13 protein-coding genes, 3 tRNA genes and 1 rRNA gene are annotated in these 11,546 nt (G+C 48.0%); 11 read left to right on the top strand and 6 right to left on the bottom strand.

Features of this window, described 5'->3' with window-relative positions:
* Positions 1–98: 98 nt before the first annotated feature.
* Positions 99–728, top strand: coding sequence for a DUF47 domain-containing protein (locus tag Q7J08_RS09290; RefSeq protein ID WP_304911417.1), 630 nt, complete (start codon positions 99–101; stop codon positions 726–728).
* Between the two features lie 7 nt (positions 729–735).
* A complete protein-coding gene (locus Q7J08_RS09295; RefSeq protein WP_304911418.1) occupies positions 736–1,935 on the top strand; it encodes an inorganic phosphate transporter in 1,200 nt (399 codons plus the stop codon).
* A gap of 81 nt (positions 1,936–2,016) precedes the next feature.
* Here the strand turns inward: Q7J08_RS09295 and rbr are convergent, their stop codons facing one another.
* Together rbr and Q7J08_RS09305 are read right to left on the bottom strand one after the other, a co-directional pair.
* Entirely contained in the window at positions 2,017–2,559 is a 543-nt protein-coding gene (gene rbr, locus Q7J08_RS09300; protein ID WP_304911419.1) for a rubrerythrin, read from the bottom strand.
* A gap of 109 nt (positions 2,560–2,668) precedes the next feature.
* Complete coding sequence (locus Q7J08_RS09305; protein WP_304911420.1) at positions 2,669–3,271, bottom strand: PH domain-containing protein; 603 nt, start codon at positions 3,269–3,271, stop codon at positions 2,669–2,671.
* A gap of 35 nt (positions 3,272–3,306) precedes the next feature.
* Here Q7J08_RS09305 and Q7J08_RS09310 point away from each other — a divergent pair, with 35 nt between their 5' ends.
* From Q7J08_RS09310 to Q7J08_RS09350, 9 genes are all read left to right on the top strand, one after another.
* Positions 3,307–3,552 carry a hypothetical protein gene (locus Q7J08_RS09310; protein ID WP_304911421.1) on the top strand — a complete coding sequence of 82 codons (246 nt, stop codon included), beginning with the start codon at positions 3,307–3,309 and terminating at the stop codon, positions 3,550–3,552.
* A gap of 63 nt (positions 3,553–3,615) precedes the next feature.
* A tRNA-Trp gene (locus tag Q7J08_RS09315) sits at positions 3,616–3,791 on the top strand.
* Positions 3,792–3,836: 45 nt separating this feature from the next.
* Positions 3,837–4,634, top strand: a complete 798-nt coding sequence (locus Q7J08_RS09320; protein ID WP_304911422.1) for a hypothetical protein — start codon at positions 3,837–3,839, stop codon at positions 4,632–4,634.
* A gap of 115 nt (positions 4,635–4,749) precedes the next feature.
* Positions 4,750–5,457 carry a UMP kinase gene (gene pyrH / locus Q7J08_RS09325; RefSeq protein ID WP_304911423.1) on the top strand — a complete coding sequence of 236 codons (708 nt, stop codon included), beginning with the start codon at positions 4,750–4,752 and terminating at the stop codon, positions 5,455–5,457.
* 76 nt (positions 5,458–5,533) lie between these two features.
* Positions 5,534–5,608: transfer RNA gene (locus tag Q7J08_RS09330), tRNA-Pro, on the top strand.
* 7 nt (positions 5,609–5,615) lie between these two features.
* Complete coding sequence (nth, locus tag Q7J08_RS09335; protein ID WP_304911424.1) at positions 5,616–6,266, top strand: endonuclease III; 651 nt, start codon at positions 5,616–5,618, stop codon at positions 6,264–6,266.
* A gap of 5 nt (positions 6,267–6,271) precedes the next feature.
* Complete coding sequence (locus Q7J08_RS09340) at positions 6,272–7,654, top strand: MFS transporter (protein WP_304911425.1); 1,383 nt, start codon at positions 6,272–6,274, stop codon at positions 7,652–7,654.
* Positions 7,651–8,148, top strand: coding sequence for a phosphopantetheine adenylyltransferase (locus Q7J08_RS09345; RefSeq protein WP_304911426.1), 498 nt, complete (start codon positions 7,651–7,653; stop codon positions 8,146–8,148). The genes Q7J08_RS09340 and Q7J08_RS09345 overlap by 4 nt, the downstream gene beginning before the upstream one ends.
* Positions 8,145–8,609, top strand: a complete 465-nt coding sequence (locus tag Q7J08_RS09350) for a pyridoxamine 5'-phosphate oxidase family protein (RefSeq protein WP_304911427.1) — start codon at positions 8,145–8,147, stop codon at positions 8,607–8,609. Before Q7J08_RS09345 ends, Q7J08_RS09350 begins: the two co-directional genes overlap by 4 nt.
* Positions 8,610–8,614: 5 nt before the next feature.
* On the opposite strand, the gene Q7J08_RS09355 is transcribed toward Q7J08_RS09350, so the two are convergent.
* The 4 genes from Q7J08_RS09355 to rrf form a co-directional block, all read right to left on the bottom strand.
* Entirely contained in the window at positions 8,615–10,282 is a 1,668-nt protein-coding gene (locus tag Q7J08_RS09355) for a formate--tetrahydrofolate ligase (protein ID WP_304911428.1), read from the bottom strand.
* 300 nt (positions 10,283–10,582) lie between these two features.
* Positions 10,583–10,656, bottom strand: a tRNA-Thr gene (locus Q7J08_RS09360).
* Positions 10,657–10,721: 65 nt separating this feature from the next.
* Positions 10,722–11,030: a ferritin family protein gene (locus Q7J08_RS09365; RefSeq protein ID WP_304911429.1), complete on the bottom strand. Its 309-nt coding sequence runs from the start codon at positions 11,028–11,030 to the stop codon at positions 10,722–10,724.
* Positions 11,031–11,426: 396 nt separating this feature from the next.
* Positions 11,427–11,546: ribosomal RNA gene (rrf, locus tag Q7J08_RS09370) — 5S ribosomal RNA — on the bottom strand; the annotation flags it as partial.

Genomic DNA, 11,546 nt, shown 5'->3' on the forward strand with positions numbered 1-11,546 from the left:
ATTCGGGTTTCAATAGAGGATATAGCTTCCCTATATTTCATATATGATAACCTTGATGTAACATGCCAAACGAATATATGCGTACTCAGAGGGAACTGATGGGTCTAAAGAATTTAATCGTACCGCAGGACAAGATTTTTTTTGAACTGTTTGAGGAACAGGCAGCCACGGTCTGTAAAGCAGCAGATATGCTGATCGATATATTTTCCGACTATACGAATATCGAGGAAAAATACCGGTTGATGAAGGAGATCGAGCATCAGGGAGATGCGATCGCCCACAGAGCATATGACGAACTGAACCGCACATTTATCACTCCTTTTGAACCGGAAGAAATCTCCCGGCTTGTTACCGCGCTTGACGATGTCATTGACTATATTGATGACGGAGCACGTATGCTTCTCATCTATGAAGTGAAAAAGACGGATCAGTTCATGATCGAGTTTGCAAAATGCATCCGGCAGGCGGCAGATGAGATCAAAACCGGGATCAGCGGTCTTCGCACCCTCAAAGACACAGAGACCATCAAAGGCTGCTGTATCGAGATCAACCGGCTGGAGAATGTGGGCGATGAGATCCTCTCCACGGCGATCAGAAATCTGTTCAAATCCAATGATCCTGTTGAGATCATCAAACTCAAGGATATCTATGAACATTTGGAGATCGCAACCGACAAATGTGAAGATGTTTCCGATGTATTTTCCGCAATTCTTATTCGTCACACGTGAGTAAAGCATGGATACCATCACTTTTATTGTTGTTATTCTCGGGATCATCATCGCACTCGCGTTCAACTTTTCGAACGGGCGAAACGACGCATCCAATGTTGTTGCGACCGTGGTCGCGACCCGTGCACTATCTCCGAGATATGCGATCCTGCTCGCATCGGTCTGCTGTTTTGCAGGTCCGTTCATTTTCTCGACCGCAGTTGCTAAAACTATTGGGAAAGGGATCGTAAATCCGGAGATCTTCACCCCCATTCTTCTTTTGATCGGTCTTTGTGGAGCTGTTTTCTGGGTGAATTTCTGTTCACGGTCGGGCATCCCGGTCTCCTCATCGCATTCGCTGGTGGGGGGTCTGATGGGAGCCGGAATTGCCGCCGGAGGTCTTTCGGTCGTGAACTGGCCTACTTCCGAGATGGCTCTTGGGATGGTGTATTATCTGATTCTCGGAGCGGTCGTTGGCGCGATCATTATGCTGATCATTGCACTGATCTTCAATGACTCGGTAAAACTGTTTCTGCTGATCGGAGCGGGAGTAGGGGCGATCGTCGCAGTACCAATTGCAATGATCTTAGGGGTTTTTGTATTCTCAGGGCTTCTCGCGATCCTGCTGTTCATCTGTGTTTCCCCTATACTTGGGCTGATCGTATCCTATTCTTTTACGACGATCTTAACAAGGATAACAGCAAAACGCTCCGCCCACCCAATGCTTCTGAACAAATGGTTTCAGCGTGCACAGGTTCTGGCATCCGGTTTCCAGGCGGCAAGTCTCGGGGGAAACGATGCTCAGAATGCGATGGGTATCATCCTTGCGATCCTGATTTCGACCGGTCTTGCTGCATCCAACAGCGAACTGCCTCTTTGGGTGATCCTTCTCTCGGGTTTTGCGATCGCGGCAGGTATTCTTTCGGGAGGCTGGCGGGTCATTAAAAAGATGGGGTCGGGGATCACCAGGATCCAGCCGTATCAGGGTTTTTCCGCCGCAGTATCCGGCGGAGCAGTCCTGTCTTTTATGACCTCGTTCGGTGTTCCGGTCTCGACGACCCATGTAGCGAGCGGAACGATCATGGGTACAGGCGTAACCCGGGGTATGGGAGCAGTGAACTGGAGTACGGTCCGTCAGATGGTGACCGCGTGGATCATTACGATCCCGTGTGCTGCGGTGGTTTCCTTTTTGGCATATATTATTCTGGCATTCGTGTTCGGGTTCTGAGAACCTGCCATTTTTTTATTTTCTTTGGTAAAGATTCGTCCCAAGACGGAACACGAAAAAAAAGGTTGAGAGGAGGAGAGTTCAGTAGTTGGTTTTTCTGATCTCGAAGTAGGCCTGCGGGTGTTTACAGACAGGACACTCATCTGGAGCTTTTTCACCGACATAGATGTGACCGCAGTTTGTACACTGCCACTGCAGTTTCTCCGGACGGGCAAAGACTTTGCCTTCTTTGATGTTTGCGAGAAGTTTTCTGTAGCGTTCCTCGTGTAATTTTTCGATCGCGGCAACGCCTTCAAGGGTTTTTGCAAGTTTATCAAAGCCTTCTTCTTTTGCGACAACGGCAAAGCCTGCATACATTTCCGTCCACTCTTCGTGTTCGCCTGCTGCTGCATCAAGCAGATTTGTTATGGTGTCAGGCACATCTCCGCCGTGGAGGATCTTGAACCAGAGTTTTGCGTGTTCTTTTTCGTTGCCGGCAGTCTCTTCAAAGATATCGGCGATCTGGTTATATCCTTCTTTTCTGGCCTGGGAGGCATAATAGGTGTACTTGTTTCGCGCTTTAGACTCACCTGCGAAAGCAAACTCTAAGTTTGCTTCGGTTTTGGTGCCTTTTACATTACACATACTTTGTATTTAGGCAGAAAGAGTAAAAAGAGTTTCTGTCAGGGGCATTTTAAAAAAATGGTGAGAGGGGGCTTCCAGATGATCCGTTAATTTCGGATCACACAGAAACTTATTTTCTCTCTGCTTCCAGAAGCTTTCTGATAGCCGTGACCTCGGCAATCAGTGCCTGCATATCTGCAGGAGCTGCACGCCTGCCGAAATCGACACCGGTCGCCGCCGGACTTGGAACATTGCCGCGGACAAAATCCATGATCATTGCCCTGAGAGGTTCGGGATCGGCGATACCTTCGAGCTGGATCTCGGCAGAGTTCTTCCCGGAATTTCCGCCGGCTGTCTCGATCTTTAAATTCGAGATGCCGAATATCCGCATGACCGGACCCTGAACGATATCCACATTCGTGATACGGTTATAGGGGACGATCCCGGTTTTTCTAAACCAGACACCGCGTTTCCAGGTCATCTCCGTATCATTCAGGTGATATACGACCGAGGCATAATACAGACGCGACCAGATCAGAACGAAGATCACGATTCCAGCAAGAACGCCAAGAGAGATCTGACCGATCAGAACAAAAATCGGATCGCCTAACGCTACGAAATAGACCCATCCGACACAACATGCCCAAATAAGAATAACTGCCATTACGCTCGCAAGTGCCAGATACGAAGTATACTTCGCATCCGGCTTAAATTCTTCACCGAGTTTAACCATGAGAATCTGATAGACCGGCAGATACAATAAGGTTTGTGAGAGACAAGTACATAATCGTGAACGAGAAGCTGGAACCTGAACCGGATTTTACCGAAGAAGAGCGTGCCGAGTTCGAACAGTTTGAACAGGAACATCCCTACAAAGAGATCCCCGAAGAGATCATCCGTGTTCCAGTACAGGAAAAACCGGCCGCCGACACAAAACATGACCTCCTTTACCTTTTGATCTTCATCATCGTAATGGCAGTATTCCTCGGGATCATACTCATCACTCAAATCTGAGGCTCCAATCTGGAAACACAACGCTTAAATCACTATACGCTGAATTTGTATAAGAAAGCTGGCGGGGTCGTGGCCTAGTCCGGAATGGCGACGGGCTCCAGCGGTCTTAGCGTATGATGAACTATCGGGTCTACTGATTTAATGATGACCCGCTGGAGCACTGATCTAATCACTGCTCTTGAACATGTTCGCTTGTCGGAGAGACCCGTCGATCGTGAGTTCAAATCTCACCGACCCCACGTTTTTCGAAACTCTTTTCCCGGTAATTAACCTAAAAATTCTGCATGCGATTATTCCATCTGCTGTTCATCGGAATCCTGGTATGCACCGCAGTCATCTCTGCAGGCTGTATCAACACACAGGACACTTCACAGGAAAAAGCAGTGTCCGAAGCAATTTCCATGATAAATCTCAGCCTGAGTCAAGGCGCAGACTCTATGATCGAAGCCGCCGATGAAATTGCTGCCGGCAAAAACGATGCAGATTCCTCGAAGCAGGTCCTCGCAAACCTGTATCAGAAATCAACACTCGCCCAGACGATCCTCTACGCAAACGAGAATATGATCGTCGTCTCCGTCTACCCCGATATCATCCTCTCGTCTGTTGGATCGGACCAGAGCTCCTATGGAACGAACGAGGCATACTATGCCGGTAAAAAGATTGCCCTGACCGAATATTTCCACCTTGAAGACGGCACAAATGCCTCGGTCCTCTCGGCACCGGTCTATGCTGACGGAGAATGGAAAGGGTACATCTCCATGTCATTCGACAGTTCAAGACTTTTTGGAGACATCGAGAAGTATCTTTTTGAGACATACGGATATCACCTCTGTGTCCTCCAGACCGACGGCATCCAGGTGTATGATTACGACCTGCGCGAACGAGGCAAAAATATCCTTACCGACCCCTCGTATCCCGAAGATGTCAAAGCAGCAGCTTTGGAAGTATGCCGGGAAACCTCAGGCACAACAGAATATACCTACCAAAAAACCGGATCTGAGGAACAGGTTCACAAGACCGTTGTCTGGGACACCCTTGAGTTCGGCGGACAGACTTGGCGCGTTCTTATCCTCTCGGAGTAACGCTCCCCGTATCTTTTTTAAGAGATAATCATTCGCGGTGACGCATTCCCCTTAACCGGGTAATTCAACACACACTACATATATGTCGGGAAGGAACACATAACTAGGACAATTTATGACGAGGGTTGTTATTTCTGTAGGAGGATCGGTCCTAGTACCGTCACTTGACGCACACCGCCTGAAAGAATGGGCTGAATCACTGATAAACCTCACCAAAGCCGGCATCCAGATTTTTGCCGTTGTCGGCGGAGGAGGAGAAGCACGAAGATACATAGATGCCTGCCGAAGTATTGGACTGGACGAAGCCTCATCAGATGAGATCGGGATCCAGGTCACCCGGATCAATGCCGCTCTTCTTATCGGCGCTCTCAAAGAATATGCATATCCGGTCGTTGCCGAATCCTACCGCGAAGCAAAGACCGCGGCCGTATCCGGAAAGATCGTGGTGATGGGTGGAGTCACTCCCGGTCAGACCACGGACGCCGTAGCCGCAGTACTAGCAGAAGAGGTCGGGGCCTCAATGATGATCAATATGACCGCGATCGACGGTATCTACACCGCAGACCCCAATAAAGATGCATCTGCAAAGAAACACGATATCCTGAGTCCGCAGGGACTCATCGACCTGATCATGAAAGAAAAGATGTGCGCAGGATCGAATATGGTCATCGATCTCGTAGCTGCAAAGATCACCGAAAGAAGCTGTATCCCCCTTGTAGTGATCGATGGACGCTGCCCCGCACTCATGGAAAAAGCCCTCCTCAAAGGCGAATTTGCCGGAACCATCGTCGGAGATTCGATGATTCGGTTCCCGATCGTATAAATAATTTATATCCGCAGCGGCGGAACACCATACACATCTCTTTTTAAGGAAGAACACTAATATTATTGGGCAACAGGGGGTGGTAGGGTAGCCTGGTCCATCCTAGAGCGTTTGGGACGCTTTGACCCCAGTTCGAATCTGGGCCACCCCATTCTTTTATGAATCAGATAACTGCAGAATCCATTTTCAAAGAGTTACAACATCAGTACCCGTGCACGCGGGACGAGATGAACTTCCTCAAATTCAGAAACCCTTTTGAACTGCTTATCATGACGATCCTCTCCGCACAGACGACCGATATTACCATCAATGGTCTGCGTGACGAGCTTTTTACCGCATATCCGGATGCTGCCGCTCTCTCACGGGCAGAGCCTTCAGATGTAGAACGGATCATTCACTCAGCAGGTTATTACCGCGCGAAAACGAAAAACATCATCGGGACGGCAAAAATGCTCGAAGAAAATTTCGGCGGTATCGTTCCAAAAACTATCGAAGAGCTCATAACCCTTCCCGGAGTCGGACGAAAAACAGCCAACATCGTCACGAATCACGCATTTCACGAAACATACGGGATCGCGGTGGACACCCATGTCGGAAGGCTTTCACAGAGAATAGGCTTCACGAAAAATACCGACCCTGATAAAATCGAAAAGGATCTCATGGAACTGTTTCCAAAAAAGTGGTGGAGCGAGATCAACTATCTTCTGATACGTCACGGAAGAGCAGTCTGTACCGCAAAAAAGCCCGACTGTACGAAATGCATAATCAGTCATAACTGCCAATCATATATTAACAGAGGTGAAGAGTGACAGAAATGAGCATACGTGAACGAAGAATGATCCTCTTCGCAACATCAATGGGGTCGCTCCTCAACCCCATGATCGCAACGATGGTAATACTTGCTCTCCCGGCGATCGGACTTGAATTTGGCGTCTCGGCACGTGATCTGGGCTGGATGAGCACAGCATTTATTCTGGCAACTGCCATTCTTTTAGTCCCGGCATCCCGTCTTGTTGACAGTATCGGATACAAAAAATCCTATATCATCGGGGGACTCATCGTCGTTGTCTCCTGTTTTTTCTCGGAATTCACACCGGATTACACCACCCTGATCATATTACGGATCATCGCCGGCATGGGATCAGCATTTGTGATGATAACAGGCCTTGCGATCCTGACGCGAGTATATCCGGCAAATAAGCGCGGGATGGTTATCGGGGTCAATACAGCAATGGTCTATGTCGGCGCATCAATGGGGCCGATCATCGGCGGATTCCTGACCGAGTATGCCGGATGGCGCAGTATTTTCCTGATGATGATCCCGCTTCTGCTGGTATCTGCGCTCGTCATGGCAAAGTTCCTCAAACAGGAGTTCAAAAATCCCTGGAAATCCTTTGATATCAAAGGGACGATATTATACGCAGCTGCGATATTCTGCACGATGTACGGGCTTTCCACCATCACCGACAACGGATCCCTCTTCCTCGCGATAGGAGGAGTATTCCTCATTGTCATTTTCATGTGGTATGAACGCAAAGTTGCGGAACCGGTTCTTCATGTAGATCTGTTCTTCAAAAACAAACGGTTCGCACGGTCCTCCTATACTGCTCTCCTGAACTATGGCTGCACATACGGAGCAGTCTATATGGTTAGTCTGTATCTTCAGTCGGTCGGTGAGCTGAGTGCGGTCGAAGCAGGATTTATCATTTTCTTCCAGCCGCTCATCCAGGCAGTGATGACGCCGATCGCAGGTAAACTTTCCGACCATTTCGACCCGAGATATCTTGTCACGTTTGGCATGGCGCTCTCGGCGATAGGAGTCATTCTTCTCGCAGGCCTTGGACTTACCTCAGCCGTTTCCTACATCGCGATCACGCAGGTATTCATAGGGCTCGGATCGGCCTTATTCTCGGCACCGAACACCAATGCGATCATGAGTGCTGTCCCGCAAAAAGAGTATAGTTCGGCATCCAGCATCGTCGCAGTGATGAGACAGCTTGGCATGATCCTCTCGATGGCGATCTGTATGGCAGCAATATCCATCTTTGTCGGAGGCCTGAATATGCTCGGACCTGACATGTATCCGCAGTTTGTTCAGGCTCTGCAGGTCTCAATGCTGGTATGTTCCGGACTTGCTGTGATCGGTATTTTCTTCTCATGGTTCCGTGGTAAAGCACCTGAGGGGGCGGACGTATGAAAGTGATGGTAGGCGGGACATTCGATCCCCTTCACATCGGCCATCAGCATCTCCTTACCCGAGCATTTACGACTGCAGGACCAGGCGGTCATGTGGTCATCGGATTATCTTCGGATACCTTTGCTTCCCGAAAACAGCATCCGGTTAGAAGTTATGAGGTTCGGTTCGCAGAGCTGACCAACTGGATCGAATCAAAAAAGTTTGAAGCGACCTATGAGATCGAAGCGCTGTTCGATCAGTTCGGCAGTGCACTGACCCAGGACTTCGATGCGCTGGTCGTGAGTCATGAGACGTTTCCGGTCGGGAATCTCATCAATGCAAAGCGGAAGGAGATGGGGAAAAACATGGTGGATCTCTATCAGATCCAGTGTGTTATGGCAAAGGACGGAAAGGTGGTTTCTTCCACCAGAATCTATAGAGGAGAGATCAACAGATTTGGAGAACCGGTCTCTGAAGAGTTGTTCTCGGGAGCTGAGTCATGCAAAAAAGAATGAAGGATCATCAGTTATCGGATGAAGACATTTCATACCTTCTGGAAAATGCAGCAAGCGGCGTTCTCGCAACGCTTGATGCAGACGGGAGTCCTTACTGCGTGCCTGTGCATTTTGTGTATGTCAACAGAAAGATCTACATCCATGGTCTGACAACCGGTGAGAAGATCGAAAATATCTGTCGGGACCCGCGGGTAAGTTTTACCGTGTACAGGATGGGAGATTTCCTCTACAGTGCTGACGCAAAATCGCCCTGCAGTGTGAACACAACATATCAAAGCGTTGTGGTGAAAGGTTCGGCCGTCCTCGTGGAAAACACGCAGATGAAGCGGGAAATCCTGAGCGCAGTCGTGAAAAAATACACACCTGAGCTTGCCTGCCTTTCAATGCCGGAGAACGCCGTCCTACATACATCCATGATCGAGATCACGCCCGTGATCTGCACGGGAAAATACTATCCTTAAAAAAATTAGAAGAGACCGGATATATATCCGTCATTGTTCACATCGATCGAGCATGCAGCCGGCACAGCGGGCAATCCCGGGAGTGTCATGATATCGCCGGTCTCGACAACGATGAAACCGGCACCATTACAGAGCCGAACTGTTGATGCATTGATAACAAAGTTCTTCGGTCTGCCGAGTTTGTTTGGATCATCGGAGAGCGAGTATTGAGTTTTTGCCATGCAGATCGGGAGAGCACCCCTGCCGAGAGATTCGATCTCTTTGATAGCAGCATCGGCGGCGGGCGAGTAGACGACCCCGTCTGCTCCGTAGATCCGGGTCGCAAGGGTATTGATCTTCTCTTTTATTGGCATATCAAGTTCGTACAGACACTGGAATTTTTGCGGTTTCTCGCAGGATGCAACGACCTTTTTCGCCAGTTCGATACCACCATCCCCGCCTTTGGCGAAGACTTCGGAGACGGCAAACTCTGCACCTTGAGAGATACAGAACTCTTTGAGGATTGAAAGCTCTTCATCCGTGTCGGAGAAAAACCGATTGATCGCCACGACAACCGGGACACCAAACTTCTGGAGATTTTGAATGTGGGCCTCGAGGTTGACCATGCCTGCTTTGAGGGCGGCAACGTTCGGGATCGTTGTATCCTCTTTCTTTACGCCACCGTTGTATTTGAGGGCGCGAACGGTCGCAACAAGCACTACAGTGTTCGGGGTGAGTCCAGCATACCGGCATTTGATGTCAAAGAACTTTTCGGCACCCAGGTCGGAACCGAAACCCGCTTCTGTGATAACATAATCAGCCATCTTCAGCGAAAGTTTGGTCGCACGAACCGAGTTACAGCCGTGTGCGATATTTGCAAACGGTCCGCCGTGAATGAAACAAGGGGTGTTTTCCAACGTCTGAACAAGGTTCGGTTTAATGGCATCCTTGAGAAGCGCAGCCATTGCCCCCACAGCCTTTAGATCGCGTGCATAGAGCGGTGTGCCTTTCCTGCTGTAGCCAAAGATAACGTTGCTCAGGCGTGCCTTGAGATCATCAATATCATTTGCAAGACAGAGAATGGCCATTACTTCACTCGCGACCGTGATCATAAAATGATCTTCACGCGGGACGCCGTTAGTCTGCCCGCCGAGTCCGATGATGATGTTTCGGAGAGAGCGATCGTTCATATCCATACAACGTTTGAAGACGATACGCCGCGTGTCGATATCCAGAGCATTACCCTGCTGGATATGGTTGTCGATCATTGCACACAGTAGGTTGTTTGCACTGGTGATCGCATGGAAATCTCCGGTAAAGTGGAGATTGATATCCTCCATCGGAACGACCTGTGAATAACCTCCGCCGGCAGCTCCGCCTTTCACACCAAAGACGGGACCGAGGGATGGTTCACGAAGTGCAATGACAGCATTTTTACCGATCTTTTGCATTGCCTGACCAAGACCGACAGTGGTCGTGGTCTTTCCTTCACCGGCAGGAGTCGGGTTGATAGCAGTAATCAGAATGAGTTTCCCGTTTGGTTTATTTTCCAGACGTTTTTCGAGAGAATCAGAGAGTTTAGCTTTGTAGGAACCGTAGAGTTCAAGTTCATCCGGCGAAATGTCAAGAGATGCGGCAATCTCTGTAATTTTTTTCATTTTGCACTGCTGTGCAATTTCTATGTCAGATAGCATGTATATTTCACCCCAGGGAGCCTTGAGAGATAGCAGAAAACGTATCTCCAAATGTTGTTAACTACTCTTAAATTTATCTTATATATAGGCATCTAAGATGATACACCAAAAATATCAGAATCTTTGCGCGCAGTAAGTAAGATGAGAATTCACGGCAATATTATGTGATTTCCGGAATAAGTCATAAGTACCAAAAATTGAACTAAGTTAAATTGTTTTAAAGCACTGGAAAAACCTAGCCTCATCAATAATAAAATAATAATGAATTCAATAAAAATGAGATTGAGAGAATTTCCTCAAAGCCTCAGGCGAGATTTGAACTCGCGATCTGCTGATTACAAATCAGCCGCTATGCCGGGCTAGGCCACTGAGGCACAGAAAGTGCTCTTAATTATAGGGCACAGGGGTTATAATAGTTTACGAAAAAAGATGAAGGATCCTATTGTCCCTTCAGTTTCTCGATCAGTTCTTTGACTTCGGCAGATCCTTCTTTGTAGTAGATAGATTCCTTGGGATCGAGTTCATATAAGAGTCTAAGGAACTCACCAGCGTGGACTTTTTCTTCATCAGCAATGTCTTCGAGGACCTCGATCGCAAGTTTGTTGTCTATTGACTCAGCAAGCTGCTGATAGAGCTGGATGGCTTCGTATTCAGCTGCGACCATAAAACGAATAGCACGTATAAGTTCATCATGTGTGAGTTTACGGTCTTCTTTTAATCCGGCAAAGGGATTTCCAAAGTCTGGCATATGATGATATGATATTTACAAACAGATAAAACAGAAGGTATGAGCCAATGAAATGATCAATACTTGGAAAAATGAGGGAGATGGTGACTATCCCCTCAGTTATTATAACGAACCATTCTATTCATTCCATTTGAGCGGCTCAACTCTGTACGATGCAGACGACATAACGTATTACAAGAAGTAATTCCAAACATCACCATTTTTCTTTTTTAACATCTTTCTGATGCATTATGTCAGTAAATTCTCTTTTTTAGTTATTTCCCCTTCTGGTATGATATATGCTGGTTACTTCACCGTAGCCGGATAGATCAGAACAGAAAAGGAACACAAACAAGAAAACAAAAGCTCACGCTCCCATTAAAAAAACACAAACATAACATTTCAAAAGAATAAGGGGGGGTGCAGCGTTGACCAGTTCCCGAGAATTCGCATATCTCAGTACAATGACCGACGCAAGAGAGCTTAACTGCCGGGTTCGGAATGGGTCCGGGTGGAACCTCTCTGCTATGGCCGCAT

It is taken from the genome of Methanocorpusculum sp. (genome assembly GCF_030655665.1).
In the GTDB taxonomy this organism is placed as follows: Archaea; Halobacteriota; Methanomicrobia; order Methanomicrobiales; family Methanocorpusculaceae; genus Methanocorpusculum.

What these genes read in the sequence shown, in the direction of transcription:
- Q7J08_RS09340 (WP_304911425.1), top strand. Translation starts at nt 6,272, where the DNA reads ATGAGCATACGTGAACGAAGAATGATCCTCTTCGCAACATCAATGGGG.
- Q7J08_RS09345 (WP_304911426.1), top strand. Translation starts at nt 7,651, where the DNA reads ATGAAAGTGATGGTAGGCGGGACATTCGATCCCCTTCACATCGGCCAT.
- Q7J08_RS09305 (WP_304911420.1), bottom strand. Translation starts at nt 3,271, where the DNA reads ATGGTTAAACTCGGTGAAGAATTTAAGCCGGATGCGAAGTATACTTCG.
- pyrH (WP_304911423.1), top strand. Translation starts at nt 4,750, where the DNA reads ATGACGAGGGTTGTTATTTCTGTAGGAGGATCGGTCCTAGTACCGTCA.
- Q7J08_RS09365 (WP_304911429.1), bottom strand. Translation starts at nt 11,030, where the DNA reads ATGCCAGACTTTGGAAATCCCTTTGCCGGATTAAAAGAAGACCGTAAA.
- Q7J08_RS09350 (WP_304911427.1), top strand. Translation starts at nt 8,145, where the DNA reads ATGAAGGATCATCAGTTATCGGATGAAGACATTTCATACCTTCTGGAA.
- Q7J08_RS09320 (WP_304911422.1), top strand. Translation starts at nt 3,837, where the DNA reads ATGCGATTATTCCATCTGCTGTTCATCGGAATCCTGGTATGCACCGCA.
- Q7J08_RS09295 (WP_304911418.1), top strand. Translation starts at nt 736, where the DNA reads ATGGATACCATCACTTTTATTGTTGTTATTCTCGGGATCATCATCGCA.
- nth (WP_304911424.1), top strand. Translation starts at nt 5,616, where the DNA reads ATGAATCAGATAACTGCAGAATCCATTTTCAAAGAGTTACAACATCAG.
- rbr (WP_304911419.1), bottom strand. Translation starts at nt 2,559, where the DNA reads ATGTGTAATGTAAAAGGCACCAAAACCGAAGCAAACTTAGAGTTTGCT.
- Q7J08_RS09290 (WP_304911417.1), top strand. Translation starts at nt 99, where the DNA reads ATGGGTCTAAAGAATTTAATCGTACCGCAGGACAAGATTTTTTTTGAA.
- Q7J08_RS09355 (WP_304911428.1), bottom strand. Translation starts at nt 10,282, where the DNA reads ATGCTATCTGACATAGAAATTGCACAGCAGTGCAAAATGAAAAAAATT.